Annotated in this window: 15 protein-coding genes; 7 read left to right on the top strand and 8 right to left on the bottom strand. The window is 75.6% G+C overall.

Features of this window, described 5'->3' with window-relative positions; translation table 11 throughout:
- Positions 1–125 precede the first annotated feature (125 nt).
- Positions 126–2,678 carry a DEAD/DEAH box helicase gene (locus ACWIZO_RS22490; RefSeq protein WP_448639828.1) on the bottom strand — a complete coding sequence of 851 codons (2,553 nt, stop codon included), beginning with the start codon at positions 2,676–2,678 and terminating at the stop codon, positions 126–128.
- Positions 2,679–2,835: 157 nt separating this feature from the next.
- On the opposite strand from ACWIZO_RS22490, the gene ACWIZO_RS22485 reads away from it, so the two are divergent.
- Together ACWIZO_RS22485 and ACWIZO_RS22480 are read left to right on the top strand one after the other, a co-directional pair.
- Positions 2,836–2,964, top strand: a complete 129-nt coding sequence (locus tag ACWIZO_RS22485; protein ID WP_448639827.1) for a hypothetical protein — start codon at positions 2,836–2,838, stop codon at positions 2,962–2,964.
- A gap of 136 nt (positions 2,965–3,100) precedes the next feature.
- On the top strand, positions 3,101–3,958 hold the full coding sequence (locus ACWIZO_RS22480; RefSeq protein WP_448639826.1) for an SDR family oxidoreductase: 858 nt from the start codon (positions 3,101–3,103) through the stop codon (positions 3,956–3,958).
- 78 nt (positions 3,959–4,036) lie between these two features.
- Here ACWIZO_RS22480 and mmuM read toward each other — a convergent pair whose 3' ends face one another.
- Positions 4,037–4,984: a homocysteine S-methyltransferase gene (gene mmuM / locus ACWIZO_RS22475; RefSeq protein WP_448639825.1), complete on the bottom strand. Its 948-nt coding sequence runs from the start codon at positions 4,982–4,984 to the stop codon at positions 4,037–4,039.
- Between the two features lie 47 nt (positions 4,985–5,031).
- Here mmuM and yidD point away from each other — a divergent pair, with 47 nt between their 5' ends.
- Positions 5,032–5,565: a membrane protein insertion efficiency factor YidD gene (gene yidD / locus ACWIZO_RS22470; protein WP_448639824.1), complete on the top strand. Its 534-nt coding sequence runs from the start codon at positions 5,032–5,034 to the stop codon at positions 5,563–5,565.
- Positions 5,566–5,726: 161 nt separating this feature from the next.
- Positions 5,727–6,167: an alternative ribosome rescue aminoacyl-tRNA hydrolase ArfB gene (gene arfB / locus ACWIZO_RS22465; RefSeq protein WP_448639823.1), complete on the top strand. Its 441-nt coding sequence runs from the start codon at positions 5,727–5,729 to the stop codon at positions 6,165–6,167.
- Here the strand turns inward: arfB and ACWIZO_RS22460 are convergent.
- The 6 genes from ACWIZO_RS22460 to ACWIZO_RS22435 form a co-directional block, all read right to left on the bottom strand.
- Positions 6,139–7,380, bottom strand: a complete 1,242-nt coding sequence (locus tag ACWIZO_RS22460) for an RNA polymerase sigma factor (protein WP_448639822.1) — start codon at positions 7,378–7,380, stop codon at positions 6,139–6,141. The genes arfB and ACWIZO_RS22460 overlap by 29 nt on opposite strands.
- Positions 7,381–7,382: 2 nt before the next feature.
- A complete protein-coding gene (locus ACWIZO_RS22455; RefSeq protein ID WP_448639821.1) occupies positions 7,383–7,730 on the bottom strand; it encodes a YciI family protein in 348 nt (115 codons plus the stop codon).
- Between the two features lie 98 nt (positions 7,731–7,828).
- The gene (locus ACWIZO_RS22450) at positions 7,829–8,473 is read right to left on the bottom strand and encodes an N-acetyltransferase (RefSeq protein WP_448639820.1); all 645 of its coding nucleotides are present in this window, start codon (positions 8,471–8,473) and stop codon (positions 7,829–7,831) included.
- A gap of 115 nt (positions 8,474–8,588) precedes the next feature.
- Entirely contained in the window at positions 8,589–9,194 is a 606-nt protein-coding gene (locus ACWIZO_RS22445; RefSeq protein ID WP_448639819.1) for a hypothetical protein, read from the bottom strand.
- 100 nt (positions 9,195–9,294) lie between these two features.
- Positions 9,295–10,305 (bottom strand): DUF2382 domain-containing protein, encoded by a 1,011-nt coding sequence (locus ACWIZO_RS22440; protein WP_448639818.1) that lies wholly within the window; start codon positions 10,303–10,305, stop codon positions 9,295–9,297.
- Between the two features lie 125 nt (positions 10,306–10,430).
- Entirely contained in the window at positions 10,431–11,249 is an 819-nt protein-coding gene (locus tag ACWIZO_RS22435) for a TetR/AcrR family transcriptional regulator (RefSeq protein WP_448639817.1), read from the bottom strand.
- Positions 11,250–11,423: 174 nt separating this feature from the next.
- Here ACWIZO_RS22435 and ACWIZO_RS22430 point away from each other — a divergent pair, with 174 nt between their 5' ends.
- From ACWIZO_RS22430 to ACWIZO_RS22420, 3 genes are read left to right on the top strand one after another with little or no spacing between them, the layout of a single operon-like run.
- Entirely contained in the window at positions 11,424–14,009 is a 2,586-nt protein-coding gene (locus tag ACWIZO_RS22430; protein ID WP_448639816.1) for a molybdopterin oxidoreductase family protein, read from the top strand.
- Positions 14,009–16,537, top strand: coding sequence for a nitrite reductase large subunit NirB (nirB, locus tag ACWIZO_RS22425; RefSeq protein WP_448639815.1), 2,529 nt, complete (start codon positions 14,009–14,011; stop codon positions 16,535–16,537). The genes ACWIZO_RS22430 and nirB overlap by 1 nt, the downstream gene beginning before the upstream one ends.
- Positions 16,534–16,875: a Rieske (2Fe-2S) protein gene (locus ACWIZO_RS22420; RefSeq protein WP_448639814.1), complete on the top strand. Its 342-nt coding sequence runs from the start codon at positions 16,534–16,536 to the stop codon at positions 16,873–16,875. Before nirB ends, ACWIZO_RS22420 begins: the two co-directional genes overlap by 4 nt.
- The last annotated feature ends 54 nt before the right edge of the window (positions 16,876–16,929 follow it).

Below are 16,929 nucleotides of genomic sequence, written 5' to 3'. Positions count from 1 at the left end.
AGCCTGGCACACGCCGGTGGTGTGACCCGTCACACGGCCGCCGCCGGTGACCACCTCGGGTGCAGCGGGCCCTCCAGCGCCGCGAGGCTCCGCCGGACCCGGGGTGATCACCCGGGCGGGGCCGCTCAGGCGTCCTTGCGGCCGGCGTCGACGACGCGCAGCACGACCGCGCCCTCCTCGTCGGAGGCCCCGAGGTCGACCTCGGCGTCGATGCCCCAGTCGTGGTCGCCGGCGGGGTCGTCGACGATCTGCCGCACCCGCCAGACGCCGGGCTCGCTCCTGTCCCAGACGAGCAGCGCCGGGCCGCGTGCGTCGGCGCCGGTGCCCACCTCGTCGTGCTCGGCGAAGTAGGCCCGCACCACCTCGCCCCAGCGCCCGGCGTCCCACCCGGAGCCCGCGTCGAGCTCGCCCAGGTCGTACCAGCGCCGCCGGGCCCACAGCTGCACCCGGGCGAACAGCGCGTTGCGGACCATCGCGGTGAACGCCCGCTCGTTGCCCGTCAGCGGGCGGGCGCGGGCCGGGACGGCGACCGGCTCGTCGATCGCCGAGTCCGGGCTGGTCAGCTGCTCCCACTCGTCGAGCAGCGAGGAGTCGACCTGGCGCACCAGCTCGCCCAGCCACTCGACGAGGTCGGTGACCTCGTCGGTGCGCGCGGCGGTGGGCACCCCGTTGCGCAGCGCCTTGACCGCGTCGGAGAGGTAGCGCAGCACCGCGCCCTCGGCCCGGGTCAGCCCGTAGGTGGAGACGAACTCCTTGAACGTCATCGCCCGCTCCCACATCTCGCGGACGATCGACTTCGGCGACAGGTGCGCGTCGGCGGCCCAGGGGTTGCTCTGCACGTACACGGCGAAGGCGTGCTCGAGCAGCTCGGCCAGCGGCTTCGGGTAGGTGACCTCCTCGAGCAGCTCGATCCGCTCGTCGTACTCGATGCCCTCGGCCTTCATCTGCGCCACGGCCTCGCCGCGGGCCTTGTTGAGCTGGGCGGCGAGCACCTGCCGCGGGTCGTCGAGGGTGGCCTCCAGGACGCTGACGACGTCCAGCGCGTAGGTGTCCGACGCCGGGTCGAGCAGGTCGATGGCGGCCAGCGCGAACGTCGACAGCGGCTGGTTGAGCGCGAAGTCCGGCGGCAGGTCGACGGTCAGCCGGTGGCGGCGTCCGTCCGGCTCCGGCTCGTCGAGCCGCACCAGCACCCCGGCCTGCAGCAGCGAGCGGGCGATGCCGATCGCCTCCCGGACGTGGCGCAGCTGCCGCTTGCGCGGCTCGTGGTTGTCGGTGAGCAGGTGGCGCATCGCCGCCACCGGGTCGCCGGGCCGGGCGACGACGTTGAGCACCATGCCGGTGGTGACCTGGAAGTGGCTGGTCAGCGGCTCGGGCTCGGCCTCGACCAGCCGCTTCATGGTGGCCTCCGACCACGGCACCATGCCCTCGGGCGCCTTGCGGCGCACGAGCTTGCGGCGCTTCTTCGGGTCGTCGGCGACCTTGGCGAACTGCCGCAGGTTCTCCACCTCGTGCTCGGGCGCCTGCACCACGACGGTCCCGGCCGTGTCGTAGCCCGCGCGGCCGGCCCGCCCGGCGATCTGGTGGAACTCCCGGGCGTTGAGCAGCCGCGTGCGCGAGCCGTCGTACTTGCTCAGCGCGGAGAACGCGACGGTGCGGATCGGCACGTTGATGCCGACGCCGAGGGTGTCGGTGCCGCAGATGACCTTGAGCAGCCCGGCCTGGGCCAGCGTCTCGACCAGCCGCCGGTACTTGGGCAGCATCCCGGCGTGGTGGACGCCGATGCCGTGGCGCACCAGCCGCGACAGCGTCGTCCCGAAGGCCGAGGAGAAGCGGAACCCGCCGATCGTCTCGGCGATCGCCGCCTTCTCCTCCTTAGTGCACACGTTGACGCTCATCAGCGCCTGCGCGCGCTCCAGCGCCGCGGCCTGGGTGAAGTGGACGACGTAGACCGGCGCCTGCCTCGTGTCGAGCAGCTCCTGGATGGTCTCGTGCGCCGGCGTCGTCGCGTAGTAGTGGTGCAGCGGGACCGGGCGCTCGACGCTCGCCACCAGCGCGGTGGGGCGGCCGGTGCGGCGGGTGAGGTCCTCGCGCAGCCGGCCGGTGTCACCGAGCGTGGCGCTCATCAGCAGGAACTGCGCCCGCGGCAGCTCCAGCAGCGGCACCTGCCAGGCCCAGCCGCGGTCGGGGTCGCCGTAGAAGTGGAACTCGTCCATGACGACCAGGCCGACGTCGGCGTCGGCGCCCTCGCGCAGCGCGACGTTGGCCAGCACCTCCGCGGTGCAGGCGATGACCGGGGCGCCGGCGTTGACGCTCGCGTCGCCGGTGAGCATCCCGACGTTGGCCGCGCCGAAGACGCCGCACAGTGCGAAGAACTTCTCGCTCACCAGGGCCTTGATCGGCGCGGTGTAGAAGCTGCGCCGCCCGGCGGCCAGTGCGGCGTACTGCGCGCCGGTGGCCACCAGCGACTTGCCCGAGCCGGTCGGCGTGGACAGGACGACGTTGGCGCCGCTGACCAGCTCGATCAGCGCCTCCTCCTGGTGCGCGTACAACGGCGTGCCGCCGGCCTCCGCCCACGCGGCGAAAGAGGTGAACAGCTCGTCGGGGTCGGCGCCGCGACCCCGCAGCGCCGTGAGGTCGCCGGGGTCGTCGAGCAGGGGGAGGGGCGCGGTCGCGGTCATCGTGACTCAACAGCGTGCCCGACCGCCGGCGGCTTCCCGCTGCCGGGACACCGGGACGCGGCAGTCACGATCCGGTCACGACACCTCCGGCCGGTGCTGGTGTCCGCCGTCCTCCCGGGAGAAGGTGAACGGCAGGTGAACGAGAGGTGGCTGCACGATGCGTGTCGAGGAACGTCCGCTGGTCCGCTGGGTGCCCGTCGTCGGCCGGGACGGTCACCGGCACCTGGAGATGCGCTGGCAGGTGCCGACGGCGGCCGGGGCCCCGCGGCTCCCCGGGGCGGCCTGACCGGGCGGGCGGGCGGACCTCGGCCCCTCGGCCCGGACGCCGGGTTCCGGCCGGGTACGACCGGGTAGGCGGGACGACGACGCGCCACGGGGGGAGACGGCCCCCGGAGCCGCGCGCCCCACCCGGAGGAGCACCCGTGTCGTCACCCCGCCCCGAGTCCCAGCCCGAGCAGCAGCAGACCCCGCCGGGCACCCTCGGCGAGATGGACCCCAAGCCCGACCACGGTGAGGAGAGCTACCGCGGGTCCGGGAGGCTGACCGGCAAGCGCGCGGTCATCACCGGCGGCGACAGCGGCATCGGCCGCGCGGTCGCCATCGCGTTCGCCCGCGAGGGCGCCGACGTCCTGATCTCCTACCTCGACGAGCACGAGGACGCGCGGGACACCGCCAAGTACGTCGAGGAGGCCGGCCGCAAGTGCGTCCTGGTCGCCGGCGACCTCTCCGACCGCAGCCACGCCAAGACGATCATCCCCAAGGCGCTCGAGGAGCTCGGCGGGGTCGACATCCTGGTCAACAACGCGGCCTACCAGATGAGCCACGACACGCTCGAGGAGATCTCCGACGAGGAGTTCGACCTCACCGTCGGGCTGAACCTGGGCGCGATGTTCACCCTGTGCAAGGACGCCGTCCCGCACATGCGGCCGGGTGCGGCGATCATCAACTCCTCGTCGGTCAACTCGGACATGCCGAGCCCCTCGCTCGCCGTCTACGCGATGACCAAGGCCGGCATCGCGAACTTCACCGCCAGCCTCGCCCAGCTCTACGCCGAGAAGGGCATCCGGGCCAACAGCGTCGCCCCCGGGCCGGTGTGGACCCCGCTCATCCCGGCGACCATGCCGGAGGAGAAGGTGGCCGGTTTCGGCCAGCAGGTGCCGCTGGGCCGCGCCGCGCAGCCGGCCGAGCTCGCGCCGGTCTACGTGCTGCTGGCCAGCGACGAGGCCTCGTACGTCTCCGGCGCCCGCGTCGCCGTCACCGGGGGCAACCCGATCCTCTGAGGGCCGCCGCGATGATCAGGGTCCCTGATCCCAGCGCGTCCTCCCTCACGGTGCACGGTGAGGGAGGACGCACGACGATCAGGGACCCTGATCATCGCCACGCCCTGACCGTCGCCGGGCGGTGACCGCGCGGGTCAGCGCGGCGATGCCGGCCGGGCCCACGCGGCAGCACCCCCCGACCAGCCGCGCGCCGGCGTCCAGCCACCCCGGGACGGCGGCCGGGTCGACCCCGCCGCTGCCGGTCCACCGCCGGGCGACGGCGTCCCAGCCCTCGCCGCTGTTCGGATAGGCGACCAGCGGGACCCCGGCCGTGGCCGCGGCCGCCAGCGCCGGGCCCACCGCCGCCGGGTCGGTGCAGTTGACCCCGACGGCGACCACCGCGCCGACGCCGCGGGCCATCGCGAACACGTCGGTGGCCGGCTCGCCGCGCCGGGTGCGCGCCACTCCCGCCGCGTCGACGACGGTGGTCAGCGACAGCCACACCGGCACCCCGAGCGCGTCGGCCTCGGCCAGCAGCGCCTCGGCCTCGGCGGCAGCGGGCACCGTCTCGCAGGCCAGGACGTCGGCGCCGGCCTCGGCCAGCACGGTCATCCGCGGCCGGTGGAAGGCCCGCAGCCGGGCGACGCCCACCTCGGCCACGTAGCCGCCGGTGTACTCCGAGCCGTCGGCCAGGGCCGCGCCGTAGGGCCCCACCGAGCCGGCCACCCACCCCTCGGGCGCCCCGCGTCGCGCCAGCGTCACCGAGCGGGCCACCAGCGCCAGCGCCTCGTCTCGCCCGACGCCGGCGGCGCCGAAGCCCTCGACGGTCGCCTGGTAGCTGGCCGTCGTCGCCACCTGCGCACCGGCGGCGGCGAAGGCGGCGTGCGCGGCCACGACGGCGTCCGGCTCGTCGCGCAGCAGCCGCGCCGACCACAGTGCCGAGGACACGTCGTGCCCGCGGGACTCCAGCTCGGTGGACAGGCCGCCGTCGAGGACGACGGGACCGGCGGCGAGCGCGTCGGCGAGGGGCGGCAGCACGCCGTCCATCGTGCGCCCGGCCTGCGCGCCCGACGGCTGCCCCCGAGGATCGGCCCATGGTGTTCATCTGGAGCAGCAACTGGGGGCCGCGACGCCGCCGCCGCGGGTACGGCCCCCGGCCGGGCTGGGGAGGTGGCTGGGGAGGTGGCTACGGCCCCGGGTACGGCCGCGGCTACGGCCCGCCGCCGGGCTACGGGTACCGCGGCCGCTACCGCGACGACCGTGACGGCGGCTGCCTGCGCGACCTGCTGTTCCTCAACACCGGCTGCTGCCTGGCCAACGCGATCGGCTGCGGCATGGACGGGCTGTTCCTCGTCCCGACGACGGTGCGGCACGTGCACCGCACCGGCACCGGGGCCCGTGGCTCGCGGGTGGCCGAGCGGATGGTCGCCGCCGTCCGGGTCTACCAGCGCGAGGTCAGCCCGAAGCGGCCGCCCTGCTGCTCGTTCAGCCCGACCTGCTCGGCCTACGCCGTCGAGGCGCTCGAGCGGCACGGCGCCCGGCGGGGCGGCTGGCTGACGCTGCGCCGGCTGGTCCGCTGCCGCCCGGGTGCCGCCGGTGGCGCCGACCCGGTGCCCGCCGCCGCCTGAACCCGCGCCGTCCTCCCGGGCCAGACGTCCCCGCGATCACGGCGCCGGGACCACGACACGCCGGCGGAGCGCGTCCCGGCGCCGTGATCGCGGAGGCGGTGCCGACGGGGACGGCGGGGGCCCGGGCGCAGGCCCGGGACGTGCCCGGTCAGACTCCTCCCGTGCCCGCCGGCGACGAGACCACCGGTGACCTCCCGGTCGCCGGCTCCCTCGCCGTGCCCGCGGGTGCGCTGTCGTGGCGGTTCTCCCGCTCGTCCGGGCCCGGGGGGCAGGGCGTCAACACCGCCGACTCCCGGGTCGAGCTGTCGGTGGCGCCGCTCGAGGTCCCCGGCCTCACCGACGCCCAGCGGGCCCGCCTGGCCGAGCGGCTGACCGGTCGGCTGGTGGACGGCGTCCTGACCGTCACCGCGAGCGAGCACCGGCAGCAGCTGCGCAACCGGCAGGCCGCCCGCGAGCGGCTGGCCGCCGTCCTGCGCGCCGCACTGGCCCCGCCGCCCCCGGCCCGGCGCCGCACGAAGCCGACGAGGGGCTCGCAGGAGCGGCGGATCTCGGCGAAGAAGCAGCGCGGCGAGCTCAAGCGCTCCCGCCGGCGGTGGGACTAGGACCCTCCCACCCGAGCTCCGCCCGCCGCCGCTGCAGGAACGCCCGCTCGGTGGCGTTGCCCGCCAGCGCGATCGCCTCGTCGTAGGCCCCGGCGGCCTGCGCGGTGCGGCCCAGCCGGCGCAGCAGGTCGGCCCGGACGGCGGGCAGCAGGTGGTGTCGCGGCAGGTCCAGCGCGTCGACGAGGGCCAGTCCCGCCGCGGGCCCGAGGACCTCCGCCACCGCCACCGCCCGGTTCAGCGCCACCACCGGGGAGGGGGCGAGCGCCATCAGGTGGTCGTAGAGCGCGACGACCTGCCGCCAGTCGGTGTCCGCGGCGGTCGGGGCGTCGCTGTGCACCGCCTGGATGGCCGCCTGCACCTGGTAGGGCCCCGGCGCGTCGCGGCGCAGGCAGCGCCGCACCAGCTCCTGCCCCTCGGCGACGAGCCCGGCGTCCCAGCGCCGCCGGTCCTGCTCGGGCAGCGGCACGAGCTCCCCGGAGGGCGCGACCCGGGCGGCCCGGCGGGACTCGACCAGCAGCACCAGCGCCAGCAGGCCGAGCACCTCGGGCTCGTCGGGCATCAGCTCGGCCAGCGCGCGAGCCAGACGGATCGCCTCGGCACACAGGTCGGTGCGCACCAGCCGGTCACCGGAGGAGGCCGTGTGCCCCTCGGTGAAGACCAGGTGGACGACGGCGAGGACACCGCGCAGGCGGTCGGGCAGGTCGGCGTCCTGCGGCACCCGGTAGGGGATGCGCGCGTCGCGGATCTTGGCCTTGGCCCGGACCAGGCGCTGCGCCATCGTCGCCTCGGGGACGAGGAACGCGTGCGCGATCTCGGCGGTGGTGAGACCGCCGACCAGCCGCAGGGTCAGCGCGACCCGGGCCGCCGGGGCCAGGGCGGGGTGGCAGCAGGTGAACAGCATGCGGAGCCGGTCGTCGCGCACGGCGCCCTCCTCGGGCGGCGGGTCGGGGTCGTGCAGCAGTGCCGCGGCGCGGTACCGGTCGACCCGGGTGGTCTCGCGGCGCACCCGGTCGATCGCCCGGTTGCGGGCGGTGGTGACGATCCAGCCGGCCGGGCTCGGCGGCACGCCGTCGACCGGCCAGCGCTCCAGCGCGGTGAGGAACGCGTCCTGCACCGCCTCCTCGGCGGCGTCGATGTCGCCGAGGAGGCGGGTGAGGACGGCGACCGCGCGCCCGTGGGACTCGCGGAAGACCGCCTCGACGTCAGGGGCCACGGTCAGGGGCGCTGCCGGAACGGCCGCACCTCGATCGGCAGGCCACTGGCCAGCGCCGTCCGCCGTCCCCACTCGAGGGCGGCGTCGAGGTCCGGGGCGTCGACGACGGTGAACCCGCCGAGGTGCTCCTTGCCCTCGGCGTAGGGGCCGTCGGTGACCAGCACGTCGCCGTCGACCGGCCGCACGACCGTCGAGGCGTCGGGGTCGTGCAGGCCACCGGCGAACACCCACGCCCCGGCGGCCTCCATGTCGCGGCGCACCACGTCGAGGTCGGCCATGACCTTCGCGAGGAACTCCGCGTCCGGTGCGGGTCCGACGGGCTGGTGCATCGCGAGCAGGTAGAGAGCCATCGCTCCTCCTCGGATCCGGCAGGCCGGCCCCTCGCCGGTCCGCTCACCCCCTGTACGAACGGGGACGCCACGGATCGACAGCGTGCCGCGAGGAGTTCCTACAGCTCCGGCATCGGCACGCCGGGCGGCCGCACGACCACCCACAGCGGCAGGCGGCCGTCGGCCGAGCGGGTCGCCTGCACCACCTCGAAGCCCAGCCCGCGGGCGAACCGCACGACCGCCCACGCCGGCGCCACGAACGCCGCGGGCACCCGGTCCTCGTCGCAGCGCCGCAGCACCGGCTCGAGCACCGCGCCGCCCAGCCCGCGCCGGCGGGAGCGCGGCCGGGTGGCCAGCGCCCGCAGCCGCCAGTGCGGGCCGCCGGGGAGCGCCGCGGCCAGCTCCGCCTCGGTGCGGGCGACGGCGTCGGCGCGGTCGGCGTGCAGGCGGGGCACCTCGCGCTCCAGTGCCGCACGGACGTCGGCGGGCACCGGGGTCGCCGCGCCCGCGGGGGCGTCCCAGGAGGCGACGGCGTCGACGTCCTCGCTCACCCACGTGGTCCCGGTGGCGACGCCGCGGTGCCCGTCGAGCTCGGCGAGGCGGGTCAGCCGCTGGGTGCGCCCGTCGTCGGGCAGCGCCCACCGCACCCAGCGCGACTCGGCGAACGCCACGGTCAGGGTGGCGGCGATCCGCGGGACGTCGCGCGGCTCGGCCGGCCGGACGACGGGGACGCCGACGTGGACGGTCGGCCCGGGGTCGCTCATGACCCGATCAGACCACGCTCACCGCGCCGGCGCCGGACCCGCACGGCCGGACCCGGACACGACGACGGGGCCGGCCCTCGGCAGAGGACCGGCCCCGTCGGCGGGAGCGCGAGGCTCAGACGTCGAACCCCGCGCGGTCGACCTTCCGGTGGTACCGCGTGCCGAGCTGGCCGCCCAGGACGGCGCCGATCAGCGTCACGACCAGCACGGCGACCAGCGCGATGATGCCGGCGGTGGTGAGGGTGTCTCCGCTGATCGGCAGGCTCGGCAGGTTCAGCTGCGAGAGCACGTTGTACTGCGAGCCCAGCACGGCGCCGGCGATCCCGAGGAGGACGGCGACCAGCAGGCCGATGACCCACACCGCCAGACCCTGCTTGACGCCGTCGAAGCGGGCCATGCGGCCGGCGACGTAGCCACCGGCGAGGTAGGCGAGGAACAGGACGATCAGCAGGGCGATGCCGCCGGTGAGCCCGATCGTGTCGGCCGCGGCGGTGGCCTGGTCGGCCGCCTGCTCGGCGCTGGACACCTGGGTGAGACCGAAGGCGACACCGGCGGCCGACAGCAGGGCGAGCAGGACCACCGCCAGACCGTTGGCCGACAGCCAGCCGAAGAAGGCCGCGCCCCACTTGATCCCGCCGAAGCGGGCGTGCTGGGCGTCGACTGCGTCACGGGCGGCGCCGCGCGTGGCAGACGCGCCGGTGTCGAGGGGCGGAGAGGTCATGGGGTGCTCCAGTACTGCAGGGGAGGCCGGCCGCGGTCGCGACCAGCACAGGCGAGGTCACCGGCCGGGCGGGTGCCCGGCCGGTGACCTCGGGAGGGGATCAGCCGATCTTGCCGTCGTTGTCGCGGTCGAGGGCGTCCTTGGCCTTCTGCACCAGGCCGCGGTCGTCCTGACCCGTGGTCCCGGTCGTGGTGCCGCGGGTGCCGGTGGTGGCGGCGTCGGTGTCGACCTCGATCTGCTCCTTGCGCACGTCGCCGCTGACGGTCTCCTGACCGGTCACGGTCTCGGTGTCGAGGCGGACCCGCTCGACCGGCGTGGCCTCCTTGGAGACGACGGGACGCTCGGCGTGCAGCGTGACCTCGTGCTCCTCCTCGGAGATGGCCGGCCCGTCCATCGCGCTGGGCATGTTGGCGTCGGTGATCGGCTCGCGCTCGACGCGGACCTCCTCGCGCGAGACCGGCACGGTCGCCGTCTCGGTCTCGGTCACGACGTACTTGCGCAGCCGCGCCTTGCCGGCCTCGACGCGCTGGGTGCCCACGTTGAGGTGCTCCTCGGAGCGGGTCATGGCGCTGTCGGTGGTGGGACCGGAGGTGTCGCGGCCCACGGTGCCGGCCTGGCCGCTGAGGTCCTGCCGGCCGGTGGTGGCGCGGCCCTCGAGGGAGTCCGGGATGCCGTCACGGTCGCTGTCCCGGCCGGCGGTCCCGGTCGTGGTGCCGGTGGTGGCCTGACCGGTGGTGGCCTGACCCGTGGTGGCCTGACCCGTGGTCGTGCCGGCCACGCCCTGGCCGGTGGTGCCGCTGGTGCCCACGCCGTAGTAGCGGTAGAGCTCGTCCTCCTCCTGGGGGGAGAGGTGCCCGCCGGAGACGTCGACGTGCGGGGCGTTCTTGACCGTGTTCTTGTCGTAGGGCACGCGCAGCTCGCCGCCCTCGACGGTGGCCTCGGCCAGGGGCACGAAGGCCTCCTTGGTGCCGAACAGGCCGGTGCGGACGGTGGCCCACTCGGGGCGGCCGGTCGCGTCGTCGAGGAAGACCTCGCCGACGCTGCCGTGCTTGCCGTCGGGGCCGACGGCGGTGCTGCCGATGACGTTGCTGATCTGCTGCTCGGTGATCACGGTGCTCCTCAGGGACGGCGTACGGGGACGGCCCGGCTCCCTCGCGGCGGTCGTGCCGGGGCGCAGCGGGCCACCCCCTGGGTGCCCAGGGCTTTACGTCGTAAACACCGGTGTGCCGGATCCGCTCAGGAGCCCGGCGCCCGCCCCTCCTGGCGCACCGTCTCCAACCGGCCGAGCAGGTTCTCGAGGGCCTCCTCGAACTCCGCGGCCGTCTCGTCGCGGGAGAGCAGGGACTCCAGCCGTACGACCGTGAGGTAGGACCGCAGGTCGGCGCGGGAGGAGGACCCGCCGTCCGGTGCGTCCTCCGCGTTGATGGCCACCCCCTTCTGCGAGACCTCCAACAACAGGTGTCCCAGGAGGAAGCTCGAGTAGGCGCGGTAGGCGCCGACCGCCGCATCGTCGGAGAAGCCGCTGTCGATCATGGCGGTGAGGAAGGACTCCACCCAGCGCAGGCTGCGCAGGGGCGGGCGGACCCAGGGCGCGGCCGGCGGCCGGGTGGCCACGAGCGGGAAGACCTCCGGGTGGGCCAGCGCGATCCGCCGGACGCCGTGCGCCAGCCGCTGCAGGAAGTCCTGCCACCCGTGGGCGGCCTGCAGGTGCACCTCCGGATCGCCGTAGAGCTCGTCGATGACCGTCTCGACCACGCCGTCGAGCAGCTGCTCGCGGCCGGGCACGTACCGGTAGAGCGCCATGGCCTCCACGCCCAGCGCGGCACCCAGCCGGCGCATGGTCAGCGCGGCGAGGCCGTGCCGGTCGATGTACTCGACCGCCGCGCCGAGGACCCGCCGGCGGTCCAGCGACGCGCGTCCGGTCGACGGGGGACCAGCCGGCAGCACCGCGGCGGCGGCGCCGCGCGCCGCCGGGCTGTCGGGGTCGGGGAGGTCTCCGGAGGAGGAGGGAACGGAGGCGCCGGGCGGCGCGTCGTCGGGGAGCTCACCCTGCACACGCCCATCGTGACCCGCCGGGACGACGGCGAGGCCCGGTACCGGCGCGTCCCGTGCGGCACGCCGGGGTGATCTCGGCCGCACCGCCCGGCACGGCCGCCGGTGAGGTCCCCGGAACGCAGGGTTGACGCCGGTGCCGCTGCGGGGAAACCGGACCCCCGCAGGCTCGGGGACGTGCCCGCCGCAGTCCCCGGAGCCCTCGCCCCGGCCGGTCCCCGCACCCGGACCACCGCCACCCACTGCCCCTACTGCTCGCTGCAGTGCGGCATGGCGGTGACCGCCGGCGACCGGCCGCCCGCCGTGGTGCCGCTGGACTTCCCGACCAACCGCGGCGGGCTGTGTGCCAAGGGCTGGTCGGCGCCCGAGCTGCTCGACCACCCCGAGCGGCTGACCCGCCCGCTGGTGCGCGCGGTGCCCGGCGACCGCACCAGCCCGCTGGTCGAGTCCACCTGGGACGAGGCGTTCGACCGGGTGGTCGCCGCGATCCGGCGCACCCAGGACACCCACGGCCGCGACGCCGTCGGCTGCTTCGGCGGCGGCGGGCTGACCAACGAGCAGGCCTACCAGTTCGGCAGGTTCGCCCGGGTCGCGCTGCGCACCGGCGCCATCGACTACAACGGCCGGTTCTGCATGTCCTCGGCGGCGGGCGCGGCCGTGCGGGCCTTCGGCCTCGACCGCGGGCTGCCCTTCCCGCTGTCCGACGTCGCCGAGGCCGACGTCGTCGTGCTGGTCGGCAGCAACCCGGCCGACACCATGCCGCCGGCGGTGGCGCACCTGGAGGCCGGCCGGACGCGCGGCGCGCTGCACGTCGTGGTCGACCCGCGGCGGACGGCGACCGCCCGCGGCGCCGGGCTGCACCTGCAGCCGCTGCCGGGCACCGACCTGGCGCTGGCCAACGGGCTGCTGCACGTCGCCGTCACCGAGGGGCTGGTCGACGAGGCGTACGTCGCCGCGCGCACCACCGGCTTCGCCGCCGTCCGGGACGCCGTCGCCGGTTACTGGCCCGACCGGGTGGAGCGGATCACCGGCGTGCCCGTCGCCCAGCAGCGGCAGGTCGTCCGGGCCCTGGCCCGCGCGGAGAAGGCGATCGTGCTCACCGCCCGCGGCGCCGAGCAGCACCGCAGCGGCACCGACACCGCCACCGCCTGGATCGACCTGGCGCTGGCCCTCGGGCTGCCCGGCCGCCCCGGCAGCGGCTGGGGCACCGTGACCGGCCAGGGCAACGGGCAGGGCGGCCGCGAGCACGGGCAGAAGGCCGACCAGCTGCCCGGCTACCGCCGGCTCGCCGACCCCGCGGCCCGCGCGCACGTCGCCGCGGTGTGGGGCGTCGACCCCGACGACCTGCCGCAGCCCGGCCGCAGCGCCTTCGAGCTGCTCGACGCCCTCGGCACCGACGGCGGCGTGCGCACCTTGCTGGTGCTCGCCAGCAACGTCGCCGTCTCCGCGCCCGACGCCCGCCGCGTCGTCAGCCGGCTGGGCGACCTGGACTTCCTCGCCGTCAGCGACTTCTTCCTCTCCGAGACCGCCGAGCTCGCCGACGTCGTGCTGCCCAGCGCGATGTGGGCCGAGGAGGCCGGCACGATGACCAACCTCGAGGGCCGGGTCATCCGCCGCCGGCGGGCGCTCGACCCGCCCGAGGGCGTCCGCGACGACCTGCGGCTGCTCGCCGAGCTGGCGGAGCGGCTGGGGGTGCCGGGCTTCTCCGCCGACCCCGAGGCCGTCTTCGCCGAGCTGGGCCGGGCCAGCGCCGGGGGGACGGCGGACTACTCGGGCATCAGCTACGACCGCATCGACGCCGAGCAGGGCGTGTTCTGGCCGTGCCCCGCGCCGGAGCACCCCGGGACGCCCCGGCTGTTCACCGAGCGGTTCGCCACCCCCGACGGCCGCGCGCGCTTCCTGCCGGTGCACCACGTCGAGGCGCACGAGCGCCCGGACGCCGAGTACCCGTACGTGCTCACGACCGGCCGGGTGCTCGCGCAGTACCAGTCGGGCACCCAGACCCGCCGGTCGCGCAGCCTGGCGCTGGTGGCGCCCACCCCGCGGGCGGAGCTCCACCCCGACCTGGCCCGCCGGCTGGGCATCGCCCACGACGACGTCGTCGAGCTGGCCACCCGCCGCGGCCGCGCCCGCTTCACCGCGACGGTCACCGACGCGATCCGGCCCGACGTCGTCTTCGCGCCCTTCCACTGGGGCGGCGGCTCCAGCGCCAACGCGCTCACCGACCCCGCGCTCGACCCGGTCAGCCGGATGCCCGCCTTCAAGGTCTGCGCCGTCGCCGTCCGCCGGGTCGGCGGCCCCGAGGAGCGCATCCCCGCGCCGGACGCCGCGACCCAGCCCGCCCCGCAGCCGCACACCCGACCCGCACCCCCCGCACCACGGACCCCGTCCCGGAGCCCGAGGAGGAGCCATCCCGTGAGAAGCAGCCCGAAGTTCCTGCAAGGCGTGTATCCGCTGACCGGCGAGGGCCTGGGCAAGCCCGGGCCGGTCGACCCCGCCCTGCGTTACCAGGTGCCGGCCGGCGCCACCGCCCAGGCCCTGTACTTCCGCGGCGGCAACTCCACCGCCGAGCTCGTCTACGTCCTGCTGGTGCGCGACGGCGAGCCGGTGCGCTGGTTCCCGATCGGCGCCAGGGGCGACGTGCACGTGCCGCTGCGGGTGGTCGAGGACCTGCCCGGCGGCTGCGTCGTCGAGCTGCACGCCGCCGCACCCGCGGGCGTGACCGGCGAGCTGGTCGTCGACCTCGGGCTGGTGGAGGTCTGATGACCGTCCTCGGTGGCCGCCTCGACGGGCTCACCTCGCTGCGCATGGACGACGACGACCTCGACCCCCGCGCCCGCCTGGTCGTCGTCGGCAACGGCATGGCCGGCGCCCGCCTGGTCGAGGAGGTGCTCGAGCGCGGCGGCGGCGAGCAGTTCCGGATCACCGTGCTCGGCGACGAGCCGCACGGCAACTACAACCGGATCATGCTCAGCCCCGTGCTGGCCGGGGAGACCGGCGAGGACGAGATCGTCCTCAACAGCCACGACTGGTACGCCGACAACGGGGTGGAGCTGCGGGCCGGCGTCCGGGTCGAGCGGCTCGACACCGCCGCCAAGCTCGCCCACACCTCCGACGGCGGCGTCGTCCCCTACGACCACCTGGTGCTGGCCACCGGCTCGTACTCGTTCGTGCCGCCGATGACCGGGGTCCGGCGCGAGGACGGCAGCCTGCTGCCCGGCGTGTACGGGTTCCGCACCATCGACGAGACCCGCGCGATGCTCGACGCGGTCGGCCGGTGCCGGCGGGCCGTCGTGATGGGCGGTGGGTTGCTGGGCCTGGAGGCCGCCCGCGCACTGCAGGGCCACGGGCTGCAGGTGGACCTCGTGCACGCCATGCCGTGGCTGATGAACGCGCAGCTCTCCCGGGAGGCGGGAGCCGTCCTCGAGCGCAGCGTGGAGTCCCTCGGCATCACCGTGCACCTCGACGTGCTGGCCACCGAGGTGCTCGGCGACGGGCACGTCGAGGGCGTGCTGCTGCGGGACGGCCGGCGGCTGGACTGCGACCTGCTGGTCGTCGCCGCCGGCGTCCGCCCGCACACCGACGTCGCCGTCCGGTCGGGACTGGAGGTCGAGCGCGGGATCGTCGTCGACGACCAGCTGCGCACCGACGACCCCGACGTCTACGCCATCGGCGAGTGCGCCCAGCACCGCGGCTCGGTCTACGGCCTGGTCGCGCCCGCCTGGGAGCACGCGACCGTGCTCGCCGACGTGCTCACCGGCGCCGACCCGACGGCGGAGTACCACGGCAGCCGGACGGCGACCAAGCTCAAGGTCGCCGGGGTCGACGTCGCCACCATGGGCCTGACCACCCCCGAGCGGGACTCCGACGAGTTCCTGGTCATCTCCGAGCCGCGGCGGGGCGTGCACCTGTCGGTGGTGGTCCGCGACGACCGGCTGGTCGGCGCCACGCTGCTCGGCGACACCCGCAAGGTCGCCTACCTCACCCAGGCCCTCGACCGCGGCAGCCCGCTGCCCGAGGAGCGGATCCGGCTGCTGGTCGACCTCTCCGACGGCAGGGAGGAGGTCGGTGTCGCGGACATGCCGGCCGACTCGCAGGTCTGCAACTGCAACGGCGTCACCAAGGGCGCCATCTGCGGGGCGGTGGCCGACGGCTGCAGCAGCGTCGGGGCGGTCATGGACCGCACCCGCGCCGGCAAGGGCTGCGGCTCCTGCACGTCCCTGGTGAAGCAGGTCGTGGAGTGGGCCGCCGACGGCGACGTCGCCGAGGACCCCGCCGCCTCGTACTACGTGCCCGGCGTCCCGCTGGCCAAGCCCGACCTCGTGGCCGCGATCCGGGAGCGGGACCTGCGCAGCGTGTCGGCCGTGTTCGCCGCGCTCGCCCCCGGAGGCAAGGAGGACGCGCGGTCGAAGATGGGCCTGACCTCGCTGCTCAAGACGGTGTGGGGGGTGGACTTCCTCCCCGAGAAGGACGGCGAGTTCATCAACGACCGCGTGCACGCCAACATCCAGCGCGACGGCACCTTCTCCGTCGTCCCGCAGATGAAGGGCGGCGTCACCACCCCCGCCCAGCTGCGGCGCATCGCCGACGTGGCCGAGCAGTACGAGGTGCCGATGGTGAAGGTCACCGGCGGCCAGCGCATCGACCTGCTCGGCGTCCGCAAGGAGGACCTGCCGGCCATGTGGGCCGACCTCGGCATGCCGTCCGGGTACGCCTACGGCAAGAGCATGCGCACCGTGAAGACCTGCGTGGGCAGCGACTTCTGCCGCTTCGGTCTCGGCGACTCCACGGCGCTGGGCATCGCGATGGAGACGCGCTTCCAGGGCATCGAGAGCCCCGCCAAGATCAAGATGGCCGTCGTCGGGTGCCCGCGGAACTGCGCGGAGGCCTACGTCAAGGACGTCGGCGTCGTCGCGGTCGGCAGCGACCGCTGGGAGGTGTACGTCGGCGGGGCCGCCGGAGCCTCGGTGCGCAAGGGCGACCTGCTGGCCACCGTCGGCTCCCCGGAGGAGGTGCTCACCGTGGCCGGCCGGTTCGTGCAGTACTACCGGGAGAACGCCAACTGGCTCGAGCGGACCTACGACTTCGTGCCGCGAGTGGGGCTGGAGCGGATCCGCTCGGTGGTGGTCGAGGACGCCGAGGGGACCTGCGCCGACCTCGACATCGCGCTGCAGCGCTCCATCGACGCCTACACCGACCCGTGGGGCCAGGACGGTCCCGAGCCGGCGACGCCGGGGCAGTTCCGGCCCGCGCTGCCGCTGCTCCCGCTGCCGCAGGTGCCGGTCCGGTGAGCGTCACCGACACCCGGCCCGTCGCGCCTCCCGGCGTCCGGGCCCACACGGTCGGACGGGCCGAGGACGTGCCGCCGGGGGAGGGGCGGGCGTTCGTCGCCGGTGGGGTGCAGGTCGCCGTCTTCCGGCTGCGCGACGGGTCGCTGCACGCCACCCAGGCCGCCTGCCCGCACGCCGGCGGGCCGCTGGCCGACGGGCAGACCGACCCGGACGTGCTGGTCTGCCCGCTGCACCTGTACGCGTTCCGGTGGAGCGACGGGTCCTCGACCGGCGGCGTGGACCCGGTGCGCCGCCACCCCGTGCGCGAGGTCGACGGCCTGCTCGTCGTCGAGGTCTGAGCGTCCTGTGCACACAGCGCGGTCCGGGGCCTCCCCGGGCCGCGCTGCGTGCAC

It is taken from the genome of Geodermatophilus sp. URMC 63 (assembly GCF_053502565.1).
This window is presented reverse-complemented; position numbering and strand designations above follow the sequence as displayed.